Raw genomic sequence first — 24,065 nt, 5'->3', positions numbered from 1 at the left:
GCGAATTATCGGATCAGTATGGCAACCAGACTGGAGGAGTTCGTCGCCGAGGAGCTCTGGCTCCTGATCGGCGTCGTGACGTTCGCGCTCGTCAGCCTCGCCGGACTCACCGGCCTCGAGGGACTCGCTGGGGCGATTTCGATCGTCGGCTGGTTCCTGCTGACGCCCCTGTTCCTGTTCTGGGGCGAGGAGATCGCCGACCTGTTCTTCGGCGACGAAGAGACAACTCCGGACACAGAGAACACCGAAATGGACGCGCTCGAGGACCTCAAACGCCGCTACGCGGCGGGTGAAATCGACGACGACGAGTTCGAGCACCGCCTCGAGCGGCTGATGTCGGTCGACGACCTTCCCGACGACGTGTTCGCCGCCGGTTCGTTCACAAAAGCCGACGTCGGAGGTTCGTCCACGGAGACGAACGCCGGTGACGACCGTCGCGAGCGCGAGTACGAGCGGGAGTGAGAGTCGCGAACGCTTCCGTCGTTGGTACCGACTACGCCTTCTCGTCGGCCGTTTTCGCTCTGATGACCGTATCGATCTCGTCGTAGCGGACGCTCTTGTTCTCGGGTGACTGGCCGTCGATCTCGAGGTATGCCGGCTCGAAACTCGTCACCGCTCCCGAGTGTTCCGGATCGTCGGCATCCGTCCGTTCCCGCTTCCAGATTTCGACGACGTCGCCGACGGAAATGTGCTCTTGGACGAGCGCTGCGGCTTCCTCTTCGTCGGCGTCCGGCGGGACAGTGAGTTCGGTCATGTCTCCGGAAAGACGACGGCGACGCGGGTAAGTGACCCCGCGTCAGATGACGGTCGCTTTTATGTCGTCGGGCGGCAATTGGTGAGTTCCGCCGTCACGATGATTCTCCGATCGACGGTCGTGGACCGTCCTCGCTGAGTCCGTCGGTCTGTGGGCGTACACGCGGACGGTCGACGTATGAGCAGTGGCCGACGCCGTCCGCTTCGCGCCGAACGAACGCACATCTACGGCACGGAATCGCCTCGAACTACTGCGGTCGAAACGGTCGGCGGCTCGGTTACGCGAGTAAGACCGTTTCGAGCGCGTCGATCCGCCCGGCACCGGTCTCGGGGTCGCCACGTCCGCTGCCCTCCGCGCCGCGTTCGATCACGTTCTCGACCTGGTTGGCGTTGGCGCTGGGATCGAGTTCGCGCACGAGCGCGGCGAGCCCGCTGACCTGCGGTGCGGACATCGACGTTCCGGAGGCGCTCGCGTACTCGGCTCCGGGAAGCGCCTCGTTGTCCGGGTCGAACGTCGAGAGGATCTCCGCTCCCGGCGCGCCGACCGAAATCTCGTTGGCCCCGTAGTTCGAGAACGCCGCGAGTTCGTCGTCTTCGGTCGTCGCGCTGATCGAGGAGGCTCGGGGGATGCTCCCCCAGAGGCTGACCCACCCACCCTGCTGGAGGTTCTGGCTGTCGTTGCCCGCGCTCACCACTACCGACGTGCCTCGCTGGGTGACGCTGCGTACCACTCGCTGGCGAGCGATGCGGTATCCTTCCTGATTGTCTCGCGGCGGCTGCGGCGGGCTTCCGATGCTCATGTTCACGACGTCGAGCCCGCGCTCGGCCGCGTAGTCGAGGGCGAGGAGGGAGTCACCCACGGTGGCGAGGAGGTCACCTTCCGCCGGAAAGACCCGGAGCGAGACGATCTCGGCGTCCGGGGCGACGCCGGTCACGCCCGACGCTCCGGTCGCCGCTGCGATGCCGGCGACGTGAGTGCCGTGATACTGTACGTCGCCGGTGTGCTCTGACTCCTCCCAGTCGACGAACGTCCGACTGGCGTCCGTGTCGACGTTCCCCAGATCGGGGTGGCCGTCGTAGACGCCAGTGTCGACGATCCCGATACGGGTCCCCGTTCCGGTCGCGTGCTCGTGTGCATCGAACGCGTTGATCAGCCGCTTGTCCCACTGCTCGTCCTCGAGTTCGCCCTCGGTGTTCGTCGCTGTCGGGCCTTCGGGGACGCCGAGTCCGTATGCGAAATCCTCGAAGGCGGCATCAACGCCGTTCGCATCCGACGGGTCCTCGTTTTGGGGCCCCAGGACGAGGTAGACGTTCGCCCCCGAGATCTCGTGGACGACCGTGAACCCCGCTCGCTCGAGCTGATTCGGGTTGCCACCGCTGACGACGTATCGGGCCCGCTCTTCGTTCGCGCTCGCGGTTCCGATCGCCGTGAGGCCGATTGCCGTCGGTATTCCTGCTACCACTGTGCGCCGGTTGGGATTGTGTGACATACGGGAAGACCAATCAAGTTGGAAAACTATAATTAATTATTTGCTAATCGTTTGTAGTTAGTCTCTTCTCGGAACTCGTGTGAAGACAGATGGTTGTAAACGTCACCACGGGCTCGTTGTGTGGCAAAAAGCGCGTATGAACCGCGTTCCTCGGATCCGGTAAATGGGGATCTACCGCGCCGCGGATTGGACGACAGTTTTTGTACGATAGCGCCGAATCGGGGGGTATGACCACGATCAAGGACAGCGTCCACGACCACATCCGGGTCGACGGCGTGGCGCGCGACCTCCTCGATACGCCCGCCGTCCAGCGGCTTCGGAACATCCGCCAGCTCGGCACCGTCTCGCTGGTCTACCCCTCCGCCAACCACACCCGGTTCGAGCACAGTCTGGGCGTCTACCACCTCGCCTGCGAGGCGCTCGAGCACCTCGGAATCGACGGCCAACAGGCCGAACGCGTCCACGCCGCGGCGCTCCTCCACGACGTCGGTCACGGTCCGTTCAGTCACAACCTCGAGGCGGTCACTCACCGACGGACGGGTCGCTATCACGACGACGTTCACGCCCTGTTAGCGGAGGGGGACGTCGGCGACGTCCTGCGCGAGCACGACCTCGAGCCGGACGCCGTTGCGGACCTCGTCGCGGGCGAGGGGCGGTTCGGACAGCTCGTCTCGGGCGAACTCGACGTCGATCGGATGGACTACCTGGTGCGAGACGCCCACCATACGGGCGTTCCCTACGGCACGATCGATCACGGTCGCCTCGTCCGCGAACTCACCTTCACCGACGGCGAACTCGTCCTGGACGAGGGAAACGTCCAGGCCGCCGAGAGCCTGCTGGTCGCCCGGGCGCTGATGAACCCGACCGTCTACAGTCACAGCGTCGCCAGACTCACCAAGGCGATGCTCCGGCGGGCGAGCGAACGGTTGCTCGAGTCACCCGAGACCGACGTCGACGCCGGAACGCTCCAGCGGATGGACGATCACGACCTGATCGTCGCCCTGCGGACGTGTGCGGAGACGACCGAGTTCTCGCGGCGCTTAGACCAGCGCGACCTGTACAAACGGGCGGTATGGGCGGAGATCGACGACGTCCCCGGTGGGATCATCGAGTCCGATCACGAATCGATCCGGGAGTTCGAACGCGAGATCGCCGATACGGCGGACGTCGATCCGGAGTGTGTGATCCTCGACGTTCCCGGACGGCCGTCGATGACGGAGTCGACGACGCGCGTGCTGGTCAACGGCGACATTCGTCGACTGGGCCAGCAGTCGCCGCTCGTCGAGGCGCTGCGGGCCGCCCAGTACTCCCAGTGGCGACTCGGCGTCTACTCGCCGCCCGAGATGCGCGAGCGCGTCGGCCGCGCGGCCGTCGACGTGCTGGGCCTCGATATCGAGGGCGCGCTCGTGCGCGAGGTCCGAAACGGGCTGGACGCGACGCTGGATCAGTTCGTCGACTGACGGCGGTGACGGAACGGGTTCGAGGTCGCTGCCGACACTCGTTCGCGCCGTCACTGACCTGACAGTTCAGCGAACCTAAAATACGGAATTGACGGACAGTAGTGGCTGCCATCCGGATCGGTTCGTTGATGATTCGACTCCCACCGCCGTCAGTTCGTCACCGTCCAGACCGACTGAGATCGGCGAAAACACGACCACGGCTGTCGGTTATTAGCAACCGTCGCTCGAGGGATCTCGTCAACTATCGGCTGAAAGTGATCTCCGTTCGTTACGAACTGATTCACCCACTAACTCCAGAGTAATCGATTCCTGTGGTAGTGTAACGGTCTGGTAGCTTTTCTACTGGTATCGTGGCGAGACCAGTTATGGACGAACACAGTTCACGACGACGAACCGTTCTCAGAGCCAGTGCGGCGGCAGCGTTACTCTCGGTCGGCGGAAGTTCCGCGACCGGCGCCCAAGAGACGGCTGGCGACAACGAACGAGCGGCCGAGATGCTCCGGGAGTTCTACGACGGCTACCACGAGGGCATCAGCCAGGCGGTCGCCACCGACGTTCAGATGGAGGCCTCGATGATCGAAGACGGCCGCGACGAACCGTGGCCGCTCGCGGTCTGGGACGACGTCGAAGACGCGCGCAGCGAGGGGATCACGCTGGGTGCCAGCGAGGGCGGCTCGCAGCCGTTCTGGGACGAGTTCCAGTCGTTCGACCGCGAGTTCGACGGCGGTGACGGCACCGACGGAGACGACGATGTCGGCGACGGCGGGATATCGGTCGCCCTGCTCGAGACCAACGACCCCGTCCCCGCGGGCGAGACGCTCGCGGTGACGGCCGAACTCGAGACCGACGCTGACTCGGCGACCGCGGCCGAGGTCGAACTCGTCGTCGGACACGATCCGACAGTGGTCGACGCCGCTTCGACGACGGTCGACGGGACGGAGACGGTGGCGCTCGAGTTCGAGACCGCAACGGTCGCGAACGGGCAGACGTTCCCCGTTCGGGTCGAGGGATCGGACGATTCGGCGGAGACGTCAGTTCACGTGATCGGAACCGACGATACGACAACGTAGACCGCCCTCGAAACTGGCGAACTTCGGTTGGGGAATCGTCCGAATCCGGCCTTCCCCTCAGTACCAGGCACCACCGGAAGAGACGTTGATATCCTGCCCCGTCACGTGGCGAGCGTCCGGACTGGCGAGTTGGACAGCCAGTGCGGCGACCTCCTCGGGCGGAACCAGTTCGCGGATTGCGAGATTGTCGAGCACTTCACCTTTGGCCGTTTCGAACTCGATCCCCCGTTCGTCGGCCTGTCGCTCGAAGACGCTCCGGATGCGCTCGCCCTCGACCGGACCGGGACAGATGGCGTTTGCCGTGACGTCGTCTTCGGCGAACTCGAAAGCCAGTGCGCGCGTCAGCCCGATGACGCCCATCTTCGAGGCCGCGTAGGGCGTCCGATTGGGGTAGGGCCGTTTGCCGCCGATCGAAGAGAGGTTGACGATGCTGCCGTGATCGGACTCGCGGAGGTGTGGCGAGGCTTCCCGAACCGCTCGAGCGATGCCGACGACGTTGACGTCGAGCGTCTCGAGCCACTCCTCGTCGGTCGTCCGCTCGACGGGGGCCGTCGGCCCGGCGATGCCGGCGTTGTTCACCAGACAGTCCAACCCGCCGAACTCGTCGACGGTGGCGTCGACGGCGTCGGCGACGGAGTCGGCGTCGGTCACGTCCGTTTCGATCGCCAGCGTTCGTTCGGGTGCGTCGATCACTTCTTCGGTCTCGTAGATCCCGTCGCTACGGGCCGCGAGGGCAACGTTCGCGCCAGCGTCGGCGAACGCGACGGCGATTTCGCGGCCCAGCCCCTGACTCGCACCGGTGACGAACGCTGTGGTATTCTCCAGCATACTCGAGTCGTCGGGCAAGACCCTCTAAAGCGTTCCTGCCGGCGAACCGCCACGTAGCTATCGACGTTCCGCGGCCCGCACGGTCTTTACCCTCGAGACCGACTCCAGTACCGATGCGAGCCGCAGCCTTCACCGATTTGATCGGCCCGGACGGCGTGAGCGTGATCGACCAATCGGAGCCAGACCCTGGTCCGGGCGAAGCGATCGTCGACGTCGAAGCGAGCGCGATCAACAGACACGACCTGTGGATTCTCGAGGGCGACTCGGCGATGGTCGACGCGGCCGACCTCCCGTTCGTCACGGGACTGGACGTTGCTGGCGTCGTCAGCGAGACCGGTGACGAGGTCAAGGGTGTCGAACCGGGCGACAGGGTCGTGCTCTGCCCGAACGAGACCTGCGGCGCCTGTCGGTTCTGCAGCGAGGGTCCCGAAAACACGTGCGAGCGATTCTCGCTGTACCACGGCGGGCTGGCCGAGCGGGCTCGAGTGCAGGCCGATCGACTCATCGTCTTGCCCGACGAGGTCGATGCGACCGCGGCCGCCGCGCTGCCGACGGCGTACATGACCGCCTACCACATGCTCCGACGGGCCGACGTCGGGCCGGGCGATCTCGTCTTCGTTCCCGGCGCGACGGGTGGAGTTGGCGTCGCGACCGTCCAACTCGCCGATATCCTCGGCGCGCAAACGATCGGGACCTCGTCGTCGGCGACGAAACTCGAGCGCGTCGGGGAACTCGGCCTCGATCACGCGATACGGGCGACCGACGTGGACGAGATTCGAGACAAACTCGCCGATATCGGCGATCCCGACGCGGTGATCAACCACCTCGGCGGCGAGTACACGAAACTCGGTCAGCACGTACTGGCCCGCGGCGGAACGATGGTGATCTGCGGCCGTACAGCCGGCAACGAGTCGACGATCGACGTTACGAACCTCTTTCTCGGGCACAAGCGCATCGTCGGCTCGACGATGGGGACGCAGGACGATCTACGACGGCTCGTCGAGTTGACCGCTTCAGGAGCGCTGTCGCCGGAAATCGATCGGACGTTTTCGCTCGAGGAGACCGCCGACGCCTTCGCGACGATGCAGGATCGCGAGAGCATCGGCAAACTGGTCGTCGAACCGTAGTTCAGCAGCCCTCCTTCGGGCGGATTTCAGCCGCCCGGCCATCCACCGCCGGGTGGGAATGAAAGGGGCTTCCGTTCTGGACGAACCCGGGCGACGTAAGCACGCGACCGACGGGAGCGCGCGCAGCGAGCCCCGGGAGTCCAGAGCGGAAGGGGCTTTCAGGACGGTGTTGCTGTTCGGCGCTGCGTTCGCGTACAACCTAGTAGTTCGATCTCGTTCGACTAGCCGGAACGCGCTGGCCGGAGCTATTTCCCCCGTCCTGATGTCCAACGCCCATGACCGATATCGCCATCACCGGTGCGTCGGGACGGGTCGGGAGGGAGGCCATCGAGGCGTTCTCCGACGAGAACCTCACGCTCTTTTCGCACAGCGAGAGCGAGGACCTGGACACGACGCCGATAGACGTCGCGGACCGCAAGACGTTCATCGACGCCCTCGAGGGCCAAGACGTCCTGATTCACCTCGCGGCCAACCCGAACCCGCGGGCGGAGTGGGATGAGCTTTCGGGACCGAACGTCGACGGAGCGTACAACGCGTTCGAGGCCGCGGCAGAGAACGACCTCGAGCGGGTCGTTTTCGCGAGTTCGAACCACGCGGTGAACATGAAAAACACCGTCTCGCCGATTCGGCCGGAGTCGACGGTCGGCAAACCCGAAATAGTGCGGCCCGACGACGAGATGGATCCGGACACTTACTACGGCGTCACCAAGGTCTTCGGGGAGGCGATGGGTCACTACTACGCGAAACGTCACGGGATGGACGTGGTGAACCTGCGGATCGGCTGGCTGCTCTCGGAAGACGAACTCGAGGCCGAGGTCGCCGAGCGAGACGGCGCGGGCGAGCGCTTCGCCCGCGCGATGTGGCTCAGTACCGGGGACTGCCGGCGGGTGATCGAGGCCGCGGTGACGACGAGCCTCGAGTCGAATCCGACGACGGCCCACGGCATCTCGGACAACTCCGAACGGTTCCTCTCGCTGTCGGAGACGATGCTCGAGTTGGGGTATCGCCCGCAGGACGACTCGGCGGACGTGTTGGGAGAGTGAGAGGACGGGTGACTCGAGGCGAGTGGGCCGTTCGGCGTCCGCCGATTCGCGGACCGTAAGACCGATTAGCGACTGGTACGTACCGAGACATATGACACGGGTACGCGAGTCGACGGGCTACGGACCGAACACCCAGATGTCCCTGTTCGGGTACATCATGGCGGCAATTCTCGTGATGATCGCGTTACCGCTGCTGCCGGTTCTCATCCCCGCGTACATCATCTGGCGGGTGTTCTATGCCGACGAACCCGAGCACAGTTTCGAATCGTGGCGGAAAGAACGAGGGCGACAGAACAGTCCGTAACACGCGGTGCAACCGGTATCAGTGGAGTAAACGCCGCGGCTGTCGCCGGGCAGTCGACGACGCGAGGAAGAGGCGTTCACCCGAAAAGCCGATTTAGACCTGTTGTAGCAGTCCTTCGACGTCGTCTCGAGAGACGGTCGTATCGTGGCTCCGCTCGGCGTGTTGCTGGACGAGGTCGATCATCTCGTCTTCGTTCTCGTCTCGAATGAGGAACTGACAGTCCTCGAATCCCGCTTCGGCACAGCGTACTTCTTTGACCATGGGGCTCACTTGCCGTCGATAGGCACCGTACTATACGTCAGGTGTTAGCATAGCTATTGCCGACAACGGCGGTGATACCCACCGAGTTGGTGCGTTTCAATCGTCCGCGCTCGCGCCGACCAGCGCCGACGGCGGGCCGCCCGGTAGTTCGTTCCGGTCGTGTGGGGCCTCGAACGCGAGATCCGGGCCTCGAGCGACGATCCGGTTCGGGTTCACGTCGGGGTGAGTCGTGTAGTAGTGTTCTTTGATGTGGTCCATGTTCACCGTCCCTGCAATGCCTGGCGTTTGGTAGAGGTCACGCAGATAGGGCCAGAGGTTCTCGTATTCGCGGACGTACTGCACGTTACACATGAAATGCGTGTGGTAGACGTTGTCGAACCGGACGAGCGTCGTGAACATCGCGATATCCGCTTCCGTCAGCCGGTCACCGGCGAGATACCGTTGATCCGACAGCACGTCGTCCCAGCGGTCGAGCGCGGCGAACAGGTCGTCGACCGCGTCGTCGTACGGCCCCTGTTTCGTCGCGAAACCCGCCCGATAGACGCCGTTGTTGACCGGCTCGTAGATCTCGTCGATAATTCGGTCTACGTCGTCCCGATATCCCTCCGGGTAGAGATCGACATCCCTCGAGCCGACATCCCCGAATTCGGTGTCGATCATCCGCATCACTTCCTTCGACTCGTTGTTGACGATCGTCTCCTCCTGCGTGTCCCAGAGGACGGGTACCGACACGCGGCCGGTGACGTCCGAGTCGGCCTCGACATAGAGCTCTCGGAGGTAGTCGGCGTCGAGGACGGGATCTTGCGTACACCCCTCTTTGTCGGGAGTGAACTGCCAGCCGTCCTCGTCGCGGTAGGGGTCGACGACCGAGACGGAGATGGCGTCCTCGAGTCCCTTCAACGCCCGGACCACGAGCGTTCGGTGCGCCCACGGGCAGGCGGAGGAGACGTAGAGGTGGTACCGGCCCGCTTCGGGCTGGAACCGGGCGTCCGGATCGTCGCGGATCCGGTCGCGAAACGTCGTCTCTTGGCGTTCGAACGAGCCGTCGTCGTCGGTGTACTCTCCAGCGTCCGTGCGCCACTCGCCGTCGACGAGCATGTTCATACCTACGCGTACGGTTCGAGGGTACAAAGCATCCCGCTGACACCTGTGTTACCACCGGGAAGCGACACTGCGGGCGGTCAGCTCACGGCAGTTGCGACCCAGTAGCTCAAGCCGATGGCGACGAGGAGCGCGCCCTCGAGTCGCGTGACGCGCCTGCCGGTCGCGAGCAGCCCCGTCGCGATGGCGGTCAGGGCGACGAGCCAGACGACGCCGGGGAAGACGGCGGGATCGACGGTCATCGGACGCACGAGCGCCGCGAGTCCCAACACGCCGAGGCAGTTGAACACGTTCGAGCCGATGATGTTCCCCGCCGCGATGGCGACCCCGCCCCGTCGCGTCGCGACGACCGACGTGACGAGCTCCGGCAGCGAGGTTCCGGCGGCGACGATCGTCACGCCGATGAGCCACGGTGAGAGCCCCAGCGAGAGTGCGATGGTCGTCGCCGAGGCGACCAGGACGCGACCGCCGACGACGACGAGCGCGAGGCCGACGAGCAGGCGAACGCTCTCGCGACCGAGCCGAACGGGACCGTCGGCTGTGGCGGTCTCGTCGGTGATGGAGACGTTCTCGTCCACCGCCCCATCGATCGCTTCGATCTCAGGGCTCTCGACCGTCTCGATGTCCTCAATCTCCTCAATCTTCTCGATCGACGTCCCGCCGTCCGAACTATCGGGCACGCTGCTCGAGTCCGTACCCGACGACCGTCCGATCGCCACCCCGAGCGCGCCGAGATAGCCGAGCAAGAGGACGAGGAGGAGCGCACCCTCGAGTCGCGATACGGACTGATCCGCCAGCACCAGCGCGGCGATAACGGTCGCACCGGCCATCACGAGCGCATCGCGCCGGAGCAGCGTCGTCGTGACCCGAAATGGGGCGAGGACGGCGACGATCCCGAGAATCACGCCCAGGTTGAACACGTTCGAGCCGACGACGTTGCCGACCGCGACGTCGCTCTGACCCTCGAGCGCCGCGGTCGTCGAGACGGCGATCTCCGGCGCGGAGGTGCCGAAGGCGACGACGGTGAGACCGACGACGAGCGGCGAGATTCCGACCGACTCGGCGAGCCTCGAGGCGGCCGCGACGAGCCACGTGGCACCGAGCCAAAGGGCAGCCGTACCGACGACCAACAGCGCGACGCTCTCGAGGGTACCCATCAGTACATCCCTCTCCCGGAACCGCCAAAAGCACCGGGTCGACTCGAGGGGGCTCGCGGATCCGCGGGACGTCAGAAGAGACGCTTTTGAGGAGATAGTTGATGGACCGTCGCCGAGACGTGTCGGCTAGCGGTAACTCACTCGTTTCTTGGTAAGACTTTTCAGCGAGAGTTTGATTATACATCTCGTAAGTTCAAATGAGTGATGTCAGTGATGAGTCGACTGATGGCGATCCGACGGACGCATTCGTCCAGGGAACCGACGACGACGAACCACGAATAACGTTTTACGGCGGCCGCGGAATGAGCGCGTTGCCGATCGCGTTCTTCATCGTCTGGGCCGTCGCACAGACGGCGCTCTGGCGGATCTCGGACACCGGCGGACTCATCGTCGGGATCCTGATCGGCCTCATCGTCGGGATGTTCTTCGTCCGCGGAAACTGGAAATCCTACGCGAACACCATCTTCGAGGGGATGACCCAACCCGTCGCGGTGACGGCGATCGTCGCCTGGATCTGGGCGGGGATGTTCGCCGAGGTGTTACAGGACGGCGGCTTCGTCGACGGACTGGTCTGGTTCGCCGACATCGCGGGAATCGGTGCGACGCTCTTCCCGGCGATCACCTTCATCCTCGCGGCGCTGTTCACGACGGGGATCGGGACCGGCTACGGCGCGGCTATCGCGTTCGTCACGCTGTTTTTCCCGGCGGGCATCCTGCTCGGCGCGAACCCGGTCTTGCTGTTCGGCGCGATTCTGTCCGGGGCGATCTTCGGCGACAACCTCGCGCCGGTCAGTGACACGACGATCGTCAGCGCCGTCACGCAGGACTCGGACATCGGTGGCGTCGTCGCGTCGCGATTCAAGTACGTGATCATCGCTGCACTCATCGCGTTCGTCGGCTACGTCGTCGCCGGACAGTTCATGAGCGGCCTCGAGATCGCCGGCGACGCCCAGGAGATTCTGGTCGCCCAGAGCGAACCCATCGGCTTGATCCACCTCGTCTCGATGGGGATCGTCATCGGCGCCGCAGTCGCCGGCCGACACATCGTCGAAGCGATCTCGTGGGGGATCGTCTCCGCGATCGCGTTCAGCCTCGTGCTGGGGCTGATGAGCGTCGGCGACATCGTCACCTTCAACGCGCCCCAGGACGCACCGCTGGCCGAACCGCTCGAGTTCCTCCCGTTTCTCACCATCGTCGACAACCCTGATGCGGTCGGCGTCGGCGGGAGCCTGATCAACGGCGCGGCGGGCTTCTTCGAACTCGCGATTCTCGTCCTGCTGATCATCGCGGCGGCCCAGATCATGATTCGGGGCGGCGCGTTCCAGGCGATACTGGACTGGTCGATCGAGAACCTCGCGACGAACGTTCGCAACGCCGAACTCACGATGGTCGGCTCCGCGGCGCTGATCAACGCCGTCATCACGATCAACACGGCCGCCGAGGTCGCGATCGGGCCCTACATCTCGAAAATCGGCGAACGGTTCAACCTGAACGGCTACCGTCGGGCGAACATTCTGGACGGGCAGACCGCCGCGCTCGGCTACATCTTCCCGTGGTCCGGCGGCGTCCTCGCCGGCTACACGGCGATGCAGGACCTACCCAACGCGTACGACTGGTTCGACACGGGCATGCTCGTCACGCCGATCGACGTCGTCCCGTTCGTCTTCCAGGGCTGGCTGCTGGTCGCGGTGTTCGTCGTCGCGGCCATCACCGGCTTCGGCCGCGAGTACGTTACCGACCGCGAAACTGAAGAGGTGGCACGCATATGAGCTTCTTCGAAAAGTACCTCAAAGGATGGACGTTCCGGAGTACAAAGCCGTCGTTCGACGTGGGCGACGAGATCAGCGTGTTCGTCTCCGAGACGAACGGCACCGATGCGGGACTGGCCTACATCGGTGACACGCAACTGATCGTCGAGGGTGCCGGTCCGGAGGCCGTCGAGAAACGCGTCCGACTACGGGTGACCGAGTTCGACGAGGCGGAGTCGATCGGTCGCGGCGAGTTCCTCGAGGTCGTCGGCGAGAGCTCCTACACGCAGTAGTCACCGTCCGCCGTTCCGGTCGCGTTTTTTCGGTCGCTCGAGCCAGCGAGAGACACACGTTTAAGCGACCCGAGTGAGCACTCGAGGTATATGGCAGACGACGGGGACCGGCACCGACAGAGTCGCCTGTTCACGGACGACGACGGCGAGTTCGACGCCGAACGCGCTCGAGACGAGTCGCTCCCGGTCGAGGACGGCGAACTGATCGACACCGACGAACTCGCCGATCACCAGCGCTACGTCGAGGGGCGGGGGATCTACGACGAGCGCAATCGGGTCAATGACCTCACGGGCAAGGAGTGGAAGTACGCGACGAAGTCGGTGATCGCGGAAAGCTACCCGCCGGACGTTCAACACGACCTGCGCAGCGAACACGGCGGACAGAAGCCGCCGCGGCTCTGTGCCGACCTGATCGATCGGTTCAGCAAGGCCGGCGACACCGTCCTCGACCCGTTCGCCGGCGTCGGCGGCACTCTGCTGGGCGCGAGTTTCTGCGAGCACGAGGGCACCGGCTTGCGCGAGGCGATCGGCTTCGAACGCACCGAGCGCTGGATCGAGATCTACGAGACGGTCCTCGAGCGCGAGAACGAGGCGCGACGGAGCCGCGGCGAACCGCCCCTTTCCGAACAGGACGTGCGCCACGGCGACTGTGCGGACCTGATCGAGGAGATTCCGGACGACTCGGTCGACCTGCTGCTGACCGACGTTCCCTACTGGAACATGGACGAACTCGAGCAGACCCGAAACGAGCGTGCAACCCGGGAGAGCAAACTCGGCGCGTTCGATGCGGACGAAGATGTTGAAGACGGTGAAGTCGCTAAAGACGCTGAAAACGTCGTCGACGACGCAGCGAGCGACGAATCGGACACGCAGTCCAAAGCCGAGTGGCTGGCCGATATGGCCGAGAAGTTCGACCGCTTTGCCGACGCGGTCGCTCCGGACGGCCATCTGGTCGTCTTCATCGGCGACATGTACCGCGAGCAGTCCTACGAGTTCCTCTCGGCGGATCTCGCTCGAGCGATCGAGTCGACCGCGCCGGTGACGCTCGCGGCGAACCTCATCTGGTACGACCCGACGAAGGACCTCCACGTCTACGGCTACCCGTTCTCGTTCGTCCCGTCGATGGTCCACCAGAACGTCCTCGTCTTCCGACCTGAGAGCTGACATACCCGCGAGCTGACCCGTGTCATTCGGACGTCTGACGCGGTTTTATTGGCTCTCGAGACAATTGGTTCAACTGGCGCGCACTGGCGGAAATCGCTCCCCATCCCACTCCAACCCACCCCATCCGCGCGCCAGCATTCCTCCCCTCTCGCTTTCGTGCGGACGACCGATCAGTACAGAGACGCTCGTCTCCGCGACCCAGCCCCTCAGACGCTCGCCGGCAACAGCGCCGACCGAACGTCGTCCGCCCGATCGGTTTCGGTGATGATCGCGACCTCGTCGCCGCTCGAGAGCTCCGTCCCGGGTAGCGGAATCGTCAGCGACTCGCGTGCGCGACCGTGTGCGTAGATCCGCGCGTCCGCGGGCAGGTCGAGTTCGCTGATCCGCTTGCCGACGGCCGGGGAGTCCTCGGTGATCTCGAGGACGGTCAGTTGCAGGTTCGTCGCGAGATCCGCGACGACGTTGAAGTCGCCGCCGAGCATGGCCGTCTTCGCTCCCGCCGCGCCGAGTCGCTCGGGGTAGATGATCTCGTCGACGTCCGCGGCGTACTTCTCGTAGATGTCCTCGCGGTAGTCCTCGTCGATCCGCAAGACGGTGCGACAGCCGTGGTGTTCGCCCACCATACAGGCCGCGAAGTTGACGTTGAGATCCGGCGAGAACGCGCCGATAGCGTCGGCGGTATCGATTCCGGCGTCCATCAGGACGTCCTCGTCGGCGCCGTCGCCGTGAACCGTTTCGAACCCGTCGTTTTCGGCGCGCTCGATGCGATCTGGATCGTTGTCGACGACGATGGCTTCGTGGCCTTCGTCACTCAGAATGCGTGCCGTTCGCGAACCGACCCGTCCGTAACCCACGATGACGAACCTCATGGTACAGTAGTACACGCTCCGAGGTGAAATACGTTGGCTCGAGGATGGGAAGACCGAACGCAAGCACCGTGTCGTCCGCAATTGCGTCCGTAATCGCGCCCGTCAGTCATCGCTCGTCGACGCCGACTCGACGACGACCACCCGCAGATCGTTCAGATTTGTGCCGGTCGCGCCGGTACGGATCAGCTCGCCCCGCTCGGCCAGATACGGCGAGACGTCGTTGTGTTGTAACGCCGCTCGAGCGGTCGCCCGATCGTCGACGGTCGTCTCGTCGACGAGCGCTCCCGCGGCGTCGGTCGCGCCGTCGATTCCGTCCGTGTCGACGGCTGCGACGGTGATCCCGCCGGTGAGTTCGATCGCCGCGCTCGTCGCGAACTCCTGGTTCGGCCCGCCACTCCCGTCGCCGGTGACCGTCACGGTGGTCTCGCCGCCGGAGAGGAGGACGGCCGGCGGCGACGTCGGTACTCCCGTAACCAGAGCCTCCTCCGCGATGGCCACGTGCGTCGTGGCGGCCTCACGGGCCTCGCCGCGGATGCGCGAGGAGAGCACGAGCGGCTCGTAGCCGCGGTCGACGGCGACGTCGCGGGCCGCCTCGAGCACCGTCATCCCGTCGGCGACGATATGCGTCGTCACGTCCCCGAAAACTGGATCGTCGGCGTCGGGCGTCTCGGGAACCTCGCCGACGGCGCCGCGCTCGAGGCGATCAGCGACGGCTCCCGGAACGTCGATTTCGTACCGCTCGAGCACGGCGATCGCGTCCGCGAACGTCGATCCGTCGGGGACCGTCGGCCCGCTCGCGATCACGCTCGGATCGTTGCCGACGACGTCGCTCAAGAGCACGGAGACGACGGTCGCGGGGGCTGCGCGACGAGCCAGTTGGCCACCTTTCAGCGCCGAGCAGTGTTTTCGAACCGCGTTGCTCTCGCTGATGTCGGCGCCGCTCTCGAGCAGCGCGGTGGTGACCGTTCGAAGCTCCTCGAGCGAGACGTCTCCCGCTGGCGCGGGCATGAGCGCGCTGCCGCCGCCGGTGATCGCCGCCAACACGAGCGTTCGCTCGCCCGCGGCGTCGGCGGCCGCGAGAAGTTCGCGCGTGCTCTCGACGCCGCGCTCGCTCGGCACCGGGTGGTCGCCCTCGAGGACGGCGACGCGGTCGGTCTCGGTCGGATCGTCGGTGACGACGACGCCGCCGTCGATCAGATCGCCGAGGAGGTCCTCGAGCGCCGCGGCCACGTGTGCGGCGGCGTTCCCCCCGCCGAGCACGGTGATCTCGTCGTACTGGGTGAGGTCGTATTGTGCGAGGTTGCTCGTCCCGTCAGCGACACGAAGGTGATCGCGTCCCTCGAGCGAGACGGCTTCCCGGATCACTCGACGCGGATGGCCGGCCGCGATTCCCGCTTCGATACACTCGAGGGCGAGGTCGCGAGCGTCGGTCGTCGCCAACCGGTCTCGGTTCTCGGTCACGGGCGATCACCCGCCGAACGGTCCGGTGGCCGTCGCAGCAAACGGTCCGATGACCGTCGCCGTAGTCGGTCGTCGATGTGGCGCGGTCCGATGGCCGAATCGCCGGCGAACGGCTCGTATCCCGTCTCCTCCATAGTCGAGCGTTTCTCCCGGAGCCGATAAAGCTGATCCCGATCCGGCCTCCCTCGAGTCTTCGTCGGGTGACCGAATCGAAGTCGTCGAAAGCGGGTACCGCGCAATCGTTGCACGAACGTGTCTATTAGCTATCGGCTTTCGGACGGGAAGTTTTAACTAATCGCTCTTGTTATGCTCGATCGTCCAATATGGGGGCTTCCGATACACTCGCGGCCTACTTCGGATTCGACGAACACGAGACAGACTATCGAACTGAGACGCTCGCCGGCGTGACGACCTTTCTGGCAATGGCTTACATCATCGTGGTCAATCCCGCGATTCTGGCCGAAGCCATCACGATCGACGGCTACACTGACGCCCAGACGCGGGACGTGATCGCGATCGCGACGATCCTCGCGTCCGTCCTCGCGATCGGCGTGATGGCGTTCTGGGCGAACCGTCCGTTCGGACTCGCCCCCGGGATGGGGCTCAACGCCTTCTTCGCGTTCACCGTCGTGATCATCCTCGGCGTGCCGTGGGAACTCGCCCTCGCCGCCGTCTTCGTCGAGGGAATCATCTTCATCGCACTGACGGCCGTCGGGGCCCGTAAGTACATCATCGAACTGTTCCCCGAACCCGTCAAGTTCGCCGTCGGGGCCGGTATCGGTGTCTTCCTGCTCTTTCTGGGACTCCAGGAGATGGAGGTCGTCGTCGGCTACGACGCGACGCTGCTGACGCTCGGGAACGTCCTCGAGAGCCCGGTCGCGGCGCTCTCGCTCACCGGTCTCGCGCTCACCTTCTTCCTCTACGCCCGGGGCACCCGCGGCTCGATCATCATCGGCATTCTGACGACCGCCGTCGCCGGCTGGCTGCTGACGCTCCTCGACGTCGTCTCTCCCGGCTCGCTGGTGCCGGAACCCGCCTACGATCAGGCGACGAACGACGGACTGCTCAGCATGTTGCTCTCCGTCGAGTACGACATCACGCCGCTGATTTCGGGCTTCATTGACGGGCTAGGAATGATGGCCGACGATCCGCTCGTCTTCGCGCTCGTCGTCTTCACCTTCTTCTTCGTCGACTTCTTCGACACGGCGGGCACGCTCATCGGCGTCTCCCAGATCGGCGGCTTCCTCGACGACGAGGGCGACCTCCCCGAGATCGAACGGCCGCTGATGGCCGACGCAGTCGGGACGACGTTCGGCGCGATGATCGGGACGTCGACGGTAACGACCTACATCGAATCCTCGACGGGTATCGAGGAGGGCGGCCGAACCGGCTTCACCGCACTGATCGTCGGCGTCCTCTTCCTGAGCGCGTTGCTCTTCGTACCGCTGATGCGAGCGATTCCGCAGTACGCGACGTACATCGCGCTCGTGGTCGTCGGGATCATCATGCTCCAGGGCGTCGCCGACATCGACTGGCAGGATCCCGTCTGGGCCATCTCCGCCGGCCTGACGATCACGATCATGCCGTTGACCGCCTCGATCGCGAACGGACTCGCCGCGGGGATCATCAGCTACCCGCTCATCAAGGCAGCTATCGGTGAGGCACGCGACGTCAGCCCCGGCCAGTGGGTACTCGCCATCCTGTTCGTCGGCTACTTCGCGATCTACTTCGCCGTCGAAGCGGGACAGATCACGTTCTGATCGGCTCGCGCCGTTGCGTTCTGCCCGCTCGTCTTCGATTGCGGCAATTCGACACCCGACCAGTGGTCTCTTAGGGCTCAGTCAACTATCCGTACCCATATGGCCGACATTACGATGTACGAACTTCCCGGCTGTCCGTACTGCGCGAAAGTCCGCACGAAACTCGACGACCTCGAACTCGAGTACGACGTGATCGAGGTCCCCCGATCGCACGACGAGCGGACCGAAGTCGAGAAAGTCAGCGGCCAGACCGGCGTTCCCGTCATCACCGACGAGGCAAACGGCGTCGAGGGAATGCCGGAGAGCGACGATATCGTCGAATACCTCGAGGAAACGTACGCCTGACAGCACGGTCGACAGGGTGATCGAATCGCGGTTTTTACGACCTGACTCCGCCACCAGTCGTTCGTCGCTCGGTTCGGTCTCCAGAACCGCTCGTGGCTGGCACTGCCAGTTTCGACGTACCACTCACGTTCTCGTACCCGCGAGTCTCCGTTCGAAGAACGTCCGTTTTACAGCTCCCGAAGTGGTCCATACAACCCGTCACCTCTTCCGTGTAGGTGCCCCGATTACGTCCATGGTTGGGCCACAACAAGCGCACGCCGACGTCAGTAGCCGTTTCGAAGGTCTCGCACATCACCGTCGACGCGCCGCGCTCCGGTGTCTCCAAGAGTACGGGACACCGATCCCGCTTGCCGATCTCGCTGACGAGGTCGCTGTCCGAGAGTACGACACCGCGCTCCCGGAGATCCCCGCCGAGAACGTAACGCGAATCTACATGTCGCTGTATCATACGCACATTCCGAAATTAGCGGACGCGGAATACGTTCGATACGATCAAGAACGTGATGCAGTGACGTTACGGGCATACCCGGAACAGTTCGACCAGATTCGAGCACGACTCGAAACCGATCGCTCGGTCACGAACCGGTAGGCGCCGAACCGATCGAGCGGTCGCGGAGCGGCGAACCGAATCGTCCGGCATCGAGACTCGCAGACACCTCGATCGCTCCGCCGAGCGGACCGCTGGTTGTCAATACGAGTCGACACCCGACGTCTCTCGACGACGGTCTCTTACCGATTACCCTACCCGAACCCCGTGTAAAAACCGATTTAGGCCGCTTCTTCGTGTTCGGCGCGTTCCCGGATGACCTTCCGGAGCTCCGCGGCGTCGCGAAGCTCCTCGAGTTCGTCGCGTTCGACCAGCGCGGTGCCGTCGACGGACTCCTGTTTCGCCCGGTCGACGACGTAGACGGACTGCGTGTGGGTGACGTGGCCGATGGAGCTCATGATCCGAGCCCGTTTCTCGGCGGCCTTCGTAAACTCGGAGTGGCCGGTGAGCACGACCTCTTCGTCGTCGTCCTCGTCGTCCCGGCTGACCGCTTTGAACGGCGAGCGCAGCGTCGGGTGGACGCTGTAGCCGGCCCGGGTGAGCACGGCGACGACCTGTTCGTCGTCTGGATCGGCGTCGGGGTCGGCCGGCGTCGAGTCGCTCTCGTGGACCTCGTCGGCCCCGTCGAGCACGTCGACCGGACTCGTCAGCGGCGCGTCGAACAGCTCCTGTAGGGTCATCGCGACCTCGACGGAGGCGTTCATCCCGTCTTCGTACTTCGAGACGGTGCGCCGGGAGACGCCGAGTTCGGTCGCGAGTTGGCCGAGACTCCACTCTCTGTCCTGGCGTTCGTCGGCGAGTAAGTCGCCGTCGATGTTGACGTAGAGGCCGCCGGGTGCGGCGTAGATCAGCGGCGGGACCTCCTCGATGAACAGGTTGTACGCGGTATCGGGGCTGAGGACGGGGACGCCGTGACGGAAGTAGGTCACGTCGGGTTTGAGATCCTCGTCGCGACTCCGGAGACCGATGACCAGCGGCGTCGCCTGGAGGTAAGTACCCAGACGACGCATCTCGTGGCCCGTGGCCTCGTTGAACGCGTCGATGTTGCCGAGGATTTTGACCAGAATGAGGTCTTCACCCCGGCGCGCAGCGATATCGAAACTCTTCGGTCGGATCGCACACCGGTCGCTCACCACGAATCCCGCGTCCTCGAGCATCGCGGTCACGTTGCCGACCAGTGCGGAGCGGGACATAAGGGGATGTAAGCGATTCCTCGTATAAGACGTTTTCCCCGGGACATCCGGGTGCCGTGTCGCGGTTCGGATACGTACCGGCAGTATACTTTTATACTGGGTATCGACCCCACCGGTGATAGGTCGCTTCCGTTGATCGGTTCGATCTAGCTCGAGTGGGCGACTCGAGGACCCATCCCGAAAGCGGTTACTCGTTCCCGTCCCAACTCCGGGCGATGACCGTCGTCGGCCTCGACGATACCGACTCCCGCGAGCGCGGGATGTGTACGACCTACGTCGCTGCGCAGGTGGCCGAGCGACTGCGCCGGCAGGGAGCGACGGTCTCGAGACTGCTGCTCGTCCGACTCAACCCCGCCGTTCCATACAAGACGCGGGGGAACGCCGCACTCGCGATTCACACCGACGCCGATCCCAATCAGGCGTTCTCGATCGCTCGAGACCGGCTCGAGTCGCTTTCGGAGACGGCCGACGAGCGAACCAATCCGGGGCTCATCGTGGTCGAGGGCGGGCTCGAGGACGTTCCCGACGACGTGAGTGCGTTTTCCGGTCGGGCGATCCACGAGCACCTCGAGATTGCAGAGGCGACGGCACTGCTCGAGCGCCACGGCTACCGCTCGTGGCACGCGGGCGACGGACGCGGACGGATCGGCGCGCTGGCCGCGATCGGCAGCCGCCGAGCGCTCTCGGAGTGGACGTACGAACACATCTCCTACCGGGACTCGAGCCGGTGGGGGACCCCTCGCGACGTCGACCGCGAGAGCGTCTTCGCCGCGGCCGACCGGGGCTACCCCGAGGTCTGGGACACGGTAGACCGCGGCGAGGACGAGACCGTCTGCGTCCCCCACACCCCCGGTCCGATCCTGTACGGAATCAGAGGCGACGACCCCGACGCCGTTCGAACCGTGGCCGAGCGGATCGAAAGCGAGCCCGTCACCTCGAGCCAGCTGTTCGTGACCAATCAGGGGACGGACGCTCATCTGCAAGAGGGGGGACTCGAGTCGGTCGCCGACGGTCTGGCATATCGCGTCGACGGATGGGTTGCGAGCGAGCCCGAAACGCGTCGCGGGGGGCACGTCTTCTTTGATTTGGCGGCAGGGTCGGCCGACGTCTCTCGGCTCGAGTGTGCAGCCTTCGAACCCACGAAACGGTTTCGCGACCGCGTGCGAGCGCTACGGGTCGGCGATCGGCTCACCGCCTGCGGCGAGGTGTCGCGGGGAACGCTCAAACTCGAGAAGTTCGCGGTCCGAGAGCTGGTGACGACCGAGCGCGTGACGCCGACCTGCCCCGACTGCGAGCGGACGATGAACAGTGCGGGGCGGAATCAGGGCTATCGCTGTCGGGACTGTGGGACCAGCAGGGACGGGAAAGTCGAGCGGAGGCTCGAGCGCGACCTCGAAACGGGCTGGTACGAGGTGCCCCCGTGCGCACGGAGACACATTTCGAAGCCGCTGATCCGCGGTGGGTTCGACGCGCCGACCCACCCCGAGCGGTAGCTGCTGTGTGAGCGGACGAGTTTGCTCGAACGCGCTCCCTGTCGGACTGGGACGAACCCGATCAGATCCGCTTTTTGAGCGTGCCGTAGACGGGGTACAGCGAGTTGTAGACGGGGTAGGGGATGTTGCGCGCGACGCCGCGAACGACCTTGCGGTGTGTGGCTTCGGTTGCCGACTCCGTGATCGCGCCGATATCGACGGTTTCCAGCCACTCGAAGAACTCGGTCGCGCCGTCGACCGGGAACTCCCGATCGAAGCGAACGTGATCCTGAATGTCCCGCCAGTGGAAAACGGTGTGGTCGTCCATCACGAACGTTTGCGCTTCGACCCCTTCGCGAACCTCTTGGAACGTCCGCTCGTCCATCTCGTAGCCGAACCGGTTGGGGTCGAGCCCCGCGAGGACCATCCCGACCATCGTCCGGTAACACTTCTCGCACTCGTTGCAGTTACCCCCGCGATTCTCGTGGACGCAGGTTCGGATCGGGAACGCCGTCGCCTCGGTCTCGACGTAGTCGGCGATGAGTTCGACCTTCTCCTGTCTGCTCAGTTCGTAGCCGTCGTGGTTGCCGCTCGTGTACGTCCAGCGGACCCTATCGTCGATGCTGGGGTGTGATCCCCAGGGTTGCTCGAACTCGTCGGTATGACTCGAGGCGATGTGGACCGTCCCGAGCCCGAGCGCGTACGACAGCGGGGCACAGAGCGCGACGAGGCCGAGGCCGTGGCCGACGGAGCTGTACCACGCGCCGTCGACGTAGCGCTTGTAGTGGGCCTGCAACATCGGCATGTCCAGACAGGAGAGCATGTTCGAACGGACGTTCTGCACGTCGAGGCCGCGGTCGGCCGCGAACGTGTCGATATGCGTTTTGGCCCCCTCCCACCGATCGTCCTGTTCGACGCCGACGACCCAGCCCTGAACGCTGATCAGCGTCGGCGTCTCCTCGCATTGGCGCACGTAGCTCGCGACCGAGTCGATGCCGCCGCTGAACAGCAGTCCGCTCTCGTCGAAGTCATCCGGCGAGCGGTTGGTTCGCGTATCGACGACCTCGCCGACGCGGATTTCGCCGCCCTCGATGAACGACGGATACATCCGAGCTAACACCTCGCGGACTTCCTCGAGCGTCTGCAGGAAGGTTTCGTCCACCGCCGACACCTCCACGTCGACGCCGTTGGCCCACGCGACCGGGCAGACGTGTGCGAGCGCGGGAATCGTCGCGATTTCGGTCGGCAGGCCCGTGAGATCCACGTCGTACTCCACGCGAAACGCCTCGCCGCTGAAGAACCGCCGCAGGTGACGCGGCGGGGTGATCTCACACTCGATCGTCGAGCCGTCGATCGTGGGATCGTGTACGGTGAGGCTCATCGGTGGATCGATCGTCGACTATGTTCTGTGATCCGTGACCGAGTCGATATCTCTGAGACTGGTGTTGACATGATAATCGCCGTTGAGAGGTTCTTCTCCCCGTTGTCACTAAGTTAGCGGCGAACTACCCAGTATATTGATACGGATTACATGTCGCTGTGAAAACAACAACTGCGCACCGAACGCGTCCCATCGGGTATTTCGATCGGTTAGGGCCGCTGGCGTACGCCGTCGGGACGCTACTGAACCGAGATCCCGCGGCGAACGAGAAACTCGCTGGCCGCCTTGATTTCGACGGGGCTGCCGATGATCCGACAGCGATCCTCACCGTCGGCCACGATGGTCACGGTAAACTCGTCGTCCAGCGGCGGCTCGAGGTCCTCGAGGAGTTCCCGGGGGAGCACGATCTGAGTGCTATCGCGCAGCCGCGCCGCGTTGGACATCGTGTGAACGGTGCGCCGCGCGTCGTTTATTTGTGTCGAATGTCGCCGCCGTCGGTGCTGGAATCCGGTGGTAGTACCGCGTGTCGTTCGTGGTGTACGGAGATCCGATCCCGTTCGACGCGTCTCACCGGCGAAACGGCGGCTGTCGTTCGTTCCGAAGATTCGGCCGGAACGGCCCGCCCACCGCTCGCGTCGGCTCTCCGAGTCGTCGCCGCTCCGGCGGTCCCTACGGGTTTCGTATCGTCACTCCCGGAGAGCGAAACTGTCGAGTGAAACCGTTGCAGCGTCCTAAGCCTCCGGGTAATTATGAACGATACCGACGGCTCGAGAGTCATGGTCGAACTGCTCGCGAAATCGCTGACAAAGAAGTCCGTCGTCGGTGTCGACGGCGTCGACTTCGGAACCGTTCACAACCTCACGCTGAATACGACGTCCGGGAAGCTTAACGATCTCGTCGTCGACCCATCTGCGCGGATCGAGTCCCGGTCGCTCGAGTTCGAAACGGACGAAAACGATCGACTGCTCGTCCCCGTCGACCGGATTCGAGTCGTGAAAGATACCATCGTCGTCGACTACTGATCGAAGCGGGTCGGCTCGGAGTTCACCACGCCCACCCTCGAGCGGCGATGTCGCATCGACTGAACGCCGGTCCGAAGAGAACGTCACGTCAGCCGCCGGTCCGCCGGAAGAGCGGCGACTCGACGACGAGCGCGGTGTCGCATCGACCGAGCGCACGACGGCGCCGGCGTCACCGTCCTGCGAAGGGGGTCGAAAGTGTTTTTCGGCACGGGCGGT

At 64.6% G+C, this 24,065-nt stretch carries 25 protein-coding genes; 14 read left to right on the top strand and 11 right to left on the bottom strand.

Translation table 11 applies throughout. The annotated features are described in order from the left end of the window. Positions 1–18: 18 nt before the first annotated feature. Positions 19–462 (top strand): SHOCT domain-containing protein, encoded by a 444-nt coding sequence (locus ACSFDB_RS15125; RefSeq protein WP_440771767.1) that lies wholly within the window; start codon positions 19–21, stop codon positions 460–462. A gap of 31 nt (positions 463–493) precedes the next feature. Here the strand turns inward: ACSFDB_RS15125 and ACSFDB_RS15120 are convergent, their stop codons facing one another. Further along, entirely contained in the window at positions 494–754 is a 261-nt protein-coding gene (locus tag ACSFDB_RS15120; protein ID WP_440771766.1) for a hypothetical protein, read from the bottom strand. A 277-nt stretch (positions 755–1,031) separates the two neighbouring features. Then, positions 1,032–2,216 (bottom strand): S8 family peptidase, encoded by a 1,185-nt coding sequence (locus ACSFDB_RS15115; RefSeq protein WP_440771765.1) that lies wholly within the window; start codon positions 2,214–2,216, stop codon positions 1,032–1,034. 254 nt (positions 2,217–2,470) lie between these two features. On the opposite strand from ACSFDB_RS15115, the gene ACSFDB_RS15110 reads away from it, so the two are divergent. Both ACSFDB_RS15110 and ACSFDB_RS15105 read left to right on the top strand, forming a co-directional pair. After that, on the top strand, positions 2,471–3,703 hold the full coding sequence (locus ACSFDB_RS15110) for an HD domain-containing protein (RefSeq protein ID WP_440771764.1): 1,233 nt from the start codon (positions 2,471–2,473) through the stop codon (positions 3,701–3,703). 365 nt (positions 3,704–4,068) lie between these two features. Then, complete coding sequence (locus ACSFDB_RS15105; protein ID WP_440771763.1) at positions 4,069–4,773, top strand: hypothetical protein; 705 nt, start codon at positions 4,069–4,071, stop codon at positions 4,771–4,773. Between the two features lie 57 nt (positions 4,774–4,830). Here ACSFDB_RS15105 and ACSFDB_RS15100 read toward each other — a convergent pair whose 3' ends face one another. After that, positions 4,831–5,601, bottom strand: coding sequence for an SDR family NAD(P)-dependent oxidoreductase (locus tag ACSFDB_RS15100; protein WP_440771762.1), 771 nt, complete (start codon positions 5,599–5,601; stop codon positions 4,831–4,833). Positions 5,602–5,714: 113 nt separating this feature from the next. On the opposite strand from ACSFDB_RS15100, the gene ACSFDB_RS15095 reads away from it, so the two are divergent. The 3 genes from ACSFDB_RS15095 (at position 5,715) to ACSFDB_RS15085 (ending at position 8,075) form a co-directional block, all read left to right on the top strand. Then, the gene (locus ACSFDB_RS15095; RefSeq protein ID WP_440771761.1) at positions 5,715–6,728 is read left to right on the top strand and encodes an alcohol dehydrogenase catalytic domain-containing protein; all 1,014 of its coding nucleotides are present in this window, start codon (positions 5,715–5,717) and stop codon (positions 6,726–6,728) included. A 275-nt stretch (positions 6,729–7,003) separates the two neighbouring features. After that, positions 7,004–7,771 (top strand): NAD-dependent epimerase/dehydratase family protein, encoded by a 768-nt coding sequence (locus ACSFDB_RS15090; RefSeq protein WP_440771760.1) that lies wholly within the window; start codon positions 7,004–7,006, stop codon positions 7,769–7,771. 91 nt (positions 7,772–7,862) lie between these two features. After that, positions 7,863–8,075 (top strand): DUF7535 family protein, encoded by a 213-nt coding sequence (locus ACSFDB_RS15085; RefSeq protein ID WP_440771759.1) that lies wholly within the window; start codon positions 7,863–7,865, stop codon positions 8,073–8,075. Positions 8,076–8,168: 93 nt separating this feature from the next. Here the strand turns inward: ACSFDB_RS15085 and ACSFDB_RS15080 are convergent, their stop codons facing one another. From ACSFDB_RS15080 to ACSFDB_RS15070, 3 genes are all read right to left on the bottom strand, one after another. After that, on the bottom strand, positions 8,169–8,336 hold the full coding sequence (locus ACSFDB_RS15080; RefSeq protein ID WP_440771758.1) for a DUF1059 domain-containing protein: 168 nt from the start codon (positions 8,334–8,336) through the stop codon (positions 8,169–8,171). Positions 8,337–8,432: 96 nt separating this feature from the next. Next, entirely contained in the window at positions 8,433–9,440 is a 1,008-nt protein-coding gene (locus tag ACSFDB_RS15075) for a glutathione S-transferase family protein (protein WP_440771757.1), read from the bottom strand. A 77-nt stretch (positions 9,441–9,517) separates the two neighbouring features. After that, positions 9,518–10,594, bottom strand: coding sequence for a calcium/sodium antiporter (locus ACSFDB_RS15070; protein ID WP_440771756.1), 1,077 nt, complete (start codon positions 10,592–10,594; stop codon positions 9,518–9,520). Positions 10,595–10,791: 197 nt separating this feature from the next. Here ACSFDB_RS15070 and ACSFDB_RS15065 point away from each other — a divergent pair, with 197 nt between their 5' ends. The 3 genes from ACSFDB_RS15065 (at position 10,792) to ACSFDB_RS15055 (ending at position 13,799) form a co-directional block, all read left to right on the top strand. Further along, positions 10,792–12,363 (top strand): Na+/H+ antiporter NhaC family protein, encoded by a 1,572-nt coding sequence (locus ACSFDB_RS15065; protein ID WP_440771755.1) that lies wholly within the window; start codon positions 10,792–10,794, stop codon positions 12,361–12,363. After that, the gene (locus tag ACSFDB_RS15060) at positions 12,360–12,635 is read left to right on the top strand and encodes a DUF7513 family protein (RefSeq protein ID WP_440771754.1); all 276 of its coding nucleotides are present in this window, start codon (positions 12,360–12,362) and stop codon (positions 12,633–12,635) included. The genes ACSFDB_RS15065 and ACSFDB_RS15060 overlap by 4 nt, the downstream gene beginning before the upstream one ends. A gap of 90 nt (positions 12,636–12,725) precedes the next feature. Then, positions 12,726–13,799, top strand: coding sequence for a DNA methyltransferase (locus tag ACSFDB_RS15055; protein WP_440771753.1), 1,074 nt, complete (start codon positions 12,726–12,728; stop codon positions 13,797–13,799). 206 nt (positions 13,800–14,005) lie between these two features. Here ACSFDB_RS15055 and ACSFDB_RS15050 read toward each other — a convergent pair whose 3' ends face one another. Both ACSFDB_RS15050 and ACSFDB_RS15045 read right to left on the bottom strand, forming a co-directional pair. After that, on the bottom strand, positions 14,006–14,668 hold the full coding sequence (locus ACSFDB_RS15050) for a potassium channel family protein (RefSeq protein ID WP_440771752.1): 663 nt from the start codon (positions 14,666–14,668) through the stop codon (positions 14,006–14,008). A 102-nt stretch (positions 14,669–14,770) separates the two neighbouring features. Next, positions 14,771–16,129: a glycerate kinase type-2 family protein gene (locus ACSFDB_RS15045; protein WP_440771751.1), complete on the bottom strand. Its 1,359-nt coding sequence runs from the start codon at positions 16,127–16,129 to the stop codon at positions 14,771–14,773. Between the two features lie 323 nt (positions 16,130–16,452). Between ACSFDB_RS15045 and ACSFDB_RS15040 the strand changes: the two genes are divergently transcribed. The 3 genes from ACSFDB_RS15040 to ACSFDB_RS15030 all read left to right on the top strand — a co-directional run bounded on the left by ACSFDB_RS15040 (position 16,453) and on the right by ACSFDB_RS15030 (position 18,823). Continuing rightward, the gene (locus ACSFDB_RS15040; RefSeq protein ID WP_440771750.1) at positions 16,453–17,889 is read left to right on the top strand and encodes an NCS2 family permease; all 1,437 of its coding nucleotides are present in this window, start codon (positions 16,453–16,455) and stop codon (positions 17,887–17,889) included. 99 nt (positions 17,890–17,988) lie between these two features. Then, positions 17,989–18,234: a glutaredoxin family protein gene (locus ACSFDB_RS15035; protein WP_440764280.1), complete on the top strand. Its 246-nt coding sequence runs from the start codon at positions 17,989–17,991 to the stop codon at positions 18,232–18,234. Between the two features lie 232 nt (positions 18,235–18,466). After that, the gene (locus ACSFDB_RS15030) at positions 18,467–18,823 is read left to right on the top strand and encodes a DUF7344 domain-containing protein (protein WP_440771749.1); all 357 of its coding nucleotides are present in this window, start codon (positions 18,467–18,469) and stop codon (positions 18,821–18,823) included. 179 nt (positions 18,824–19,002) lie between these two features. Here ACSFDB_RS15030 and ACSFDB_RS15025 read toward each other — a convergent pair whose 3' ends face one another. Beyond that, complete coding sequence (locus ACSFDB_RS15025) at positions 19,003–19,974, bottom strand: transcriptional regulator (protein ID WP_440771748.1); 972 nt, start codon at positions 19,972–19,974, stop codon at positions 19,003–19,005. A 215-nt stretch (positions 19,975–20,189) separates the two neighbouring features. Between ACSFDB_RS15025 and ACSFDB_RS15020 the strand changes: the two genes are divergently transcribed. Continuing rightward, positions 20,190–21,467: a TiaS agmantine-binding domain-containing protein gene (locus ACSFDB_RS15020; protein WP_440771747.1), complete on the top strand. Its 1,278-nt coding sequence runs from the start codon at positions 20,190–20,192 to the stop codon at positions 21,465–21,467. 61 nt (positions 21,468–21,528) lie between these two features. Here ACSFDB_RS15020 and ACSFDB_RS15015 read toward each other — a convergent pair whose 3' ends face one another. Then, a complete protein-coding gene (locus ACSFDB_RS15015) occupies positions 21,529–22,827 on the bottom strand; it encodes a hypothetical protein (RefSeq protein ID WP_440771746.1) in 1,299 nt (432 codons plus the stop codon). A 239-nt stretch (positions 22,828–23,066) separates the two neighbouring features. Further along, complete coding sequence (locus ACSFDB_RS15010; protein ID WP_440771745.1) at positions 23,067–23,270, bottom strand: VNG_1110C family protein; 204 nt, start codon at positions 23,268–23,270, stop codon at positions 23,067–23,069. Positions 23,271–23,576: 306 nt separating this feature from the next. On the opposite strand from ACSFDB_RS15010, the gene ACSFDB_RS15005 reads away from it, so the two are divergent. Next, positions 23,577–23,849: a PRC-barrel domain-containing protein gene (locus ACSFDB_RS15005; RefSeq protein ID WP_440771744.1), complete on the top strand. Its 273-nt coding sequence runs from the start codon at positions 23,577–23,579 to the stop codon at positions 23,847–23,849. Positions 23,850–24,065 lie beyond the last annotated feature (216 nt).

Origin of the sequence: Natronorubrum amylolyticum, assembly GCF_052040145.1 — an archaeon.
Taxonomy (GTDB): Archaea; Halobacteriota; Halobacteria; order Halobacteriales; family Natrialbaceae; genus Natronorubrum.
The sequence above is the reverse complement of the archived record's forward strand: the minus strand, read 5'-3'. Positions and strand labels throughout refer to the sequence as shown.

Coding starts and splice junctions, on each gene's coding strand:
- ACSFDB_RS15070 (WP_440771756.1), bottom strand. CDS start 10,594: ATGGGTACCCTCGAGAGCGTCGCGCTGTTGGTCGTCGGTACGGCTGCC.
- ACSFDB_RS15030 (WP_440771749.1), top strand. CDS start 18,467: ATGGTTGGGCCACAACAAGCGCACGCCGACGTCAGTAGCCGTTTCGAA.
- ACSFDB_RS15035 (WP_440764280.1), top strand. CDS start 17,989: ATGGCCGACATTACGATGTACGAACTTCCCGGCTGTCCGTACTGCGCG.
- ACSFDB_RS15040 (WP_440771750.1), top strand. CDS start 16,453: ATGGGGGCTTCCGATACACTCGCGGCCTACTTCGGATTCGACGAACAC.
- ACSFDB_RS15105 (WP_440771763.1), top strand. CDS start 4,069: ATGGACGAACACAGTTCACGACGACGAACCGTTCTCAGAGCCAGTGCG.
- ACSFDB_RS15085 (WP_440771759.1), top strand. CDS start 7,863: ATGACACGGGTACGCGAGTCGACGGGCTACGGACCGAACACCCAGATG.
- ACSFDB_RS15090 (WP_440771760.1), top strand. CDS start 7,004: ATGACCGATATCGCCATCACCGGTGCGTCGGGACGGGTCGGGAGGGAG.
- ACSFDB_RS15010 (WP_440771745.1), bottom strand. CDS start 23,270: ATGTCCAACGCGGCGCGGCTGCGCGATAGCACTCAGATCGTGCTCCCC.
- ACSFDB_RS15065 (WP_440771755.1), top strand. CDS start 10,792: ATGAGTGATGTCAGTGATGAGTCGACTGATGGCGATCCGACGGACGCA.
- ACSFDB_RS15060 (WP_440771754.1), top strand. CDS start 12,360: ATGAGCTTCTTCGAAAAGTACCTCAAAGGATGGACGTTCCGGAGTACA.
- ACSFDB_RS15005 (WP_440771744.1), top strand. CDS start 23,577: ATGAACGATACCGACGGCTCGAGAGTCATGGTCGAACTGCTCGCGAAA.
- ACSFDB_RS15025 (WP_440771748.1), bottom strand. CDS start 19,974: ATGTCCCGCTCCGCACTGGTCGGCAACGTGACCGCGATGCTCGAGGAC.
- ACSFDB_RS15100 (WP_440771762.1), bottom strand. CDS start 5,601: ATGCTGGAGAATACCACAGCGTTCGTCACCGGTGCGAGTCAGGGGCTG.
- ACSFDB_RS15125 (WP_440771767.1), top strand. CDS start 19: ATGGCAACCAGACTGGAGGAGTTCGTCGCCGAGGAGCTCTGGCTCCTG.
- ACSFDB_RS15110 (WP_440771764.1), top strand. CDS start 2,471: ATGACCACGATCAAGGACAGCGTCCACGACCACATCCGGGTCGACGGC.
- ACSFDB_RS15020 (WP_440771747.1), top strand. CDS start 20,190: ATGACCGTCGTCGGCCTCGACGATACCGACTCCCGCGAGCGCGGGATG.
- ACSFDB_RS15050 (WP_440771752.1), bottom strand. CDS start 14,668: ATGAGGTTCGTCATCGTGGGTTACGGACGGGTCGGTTCGCGAACGGCA.
- ACSFDB_RS15075 (WP_440771757.1), bottom strand. CDS start 9,440: ATGAACATGCTCGTCGACGGCGAGTGGCGCACGGACGCTGGAGAGTAC.
- ACSFDB_RS15055 (WP_440771753.1), top strand. CDS start 12,726: ATGGCAGACGACGGGGACCGGCACCGACAGAGTCGCCTGTTCACGGAC.
- ACSFDB_RS15095 (WP_440771761.1), top strand. CDS start 5,715: ATGCGAGCCGCAGCCTTCACCGATTTGATCGGCCCGGACGGCGTGAGC.
- ACSFDB_RS15080 (WP_440771758.1), bottom strand. CDS start 8,336: ATGGTCAAAGAAGTACGCTGTGCCGAAGCGGGATTCGAGGACTGTCAG.
- ACSFDB_RS15015 (WP_440771746.1), bottom strand. CDS start 22,827: ATGAGCCTCACCGTACACGATCCCACGATCGACGGCTCGACGATCGAG.
- ACSFDB_RS15120 (WP_440771766.1), bottom strand. CDS start 754: ATGACCGAACTCACTGTCCCGCCGGACGCCGACGAAGAGGAAGCCGCA.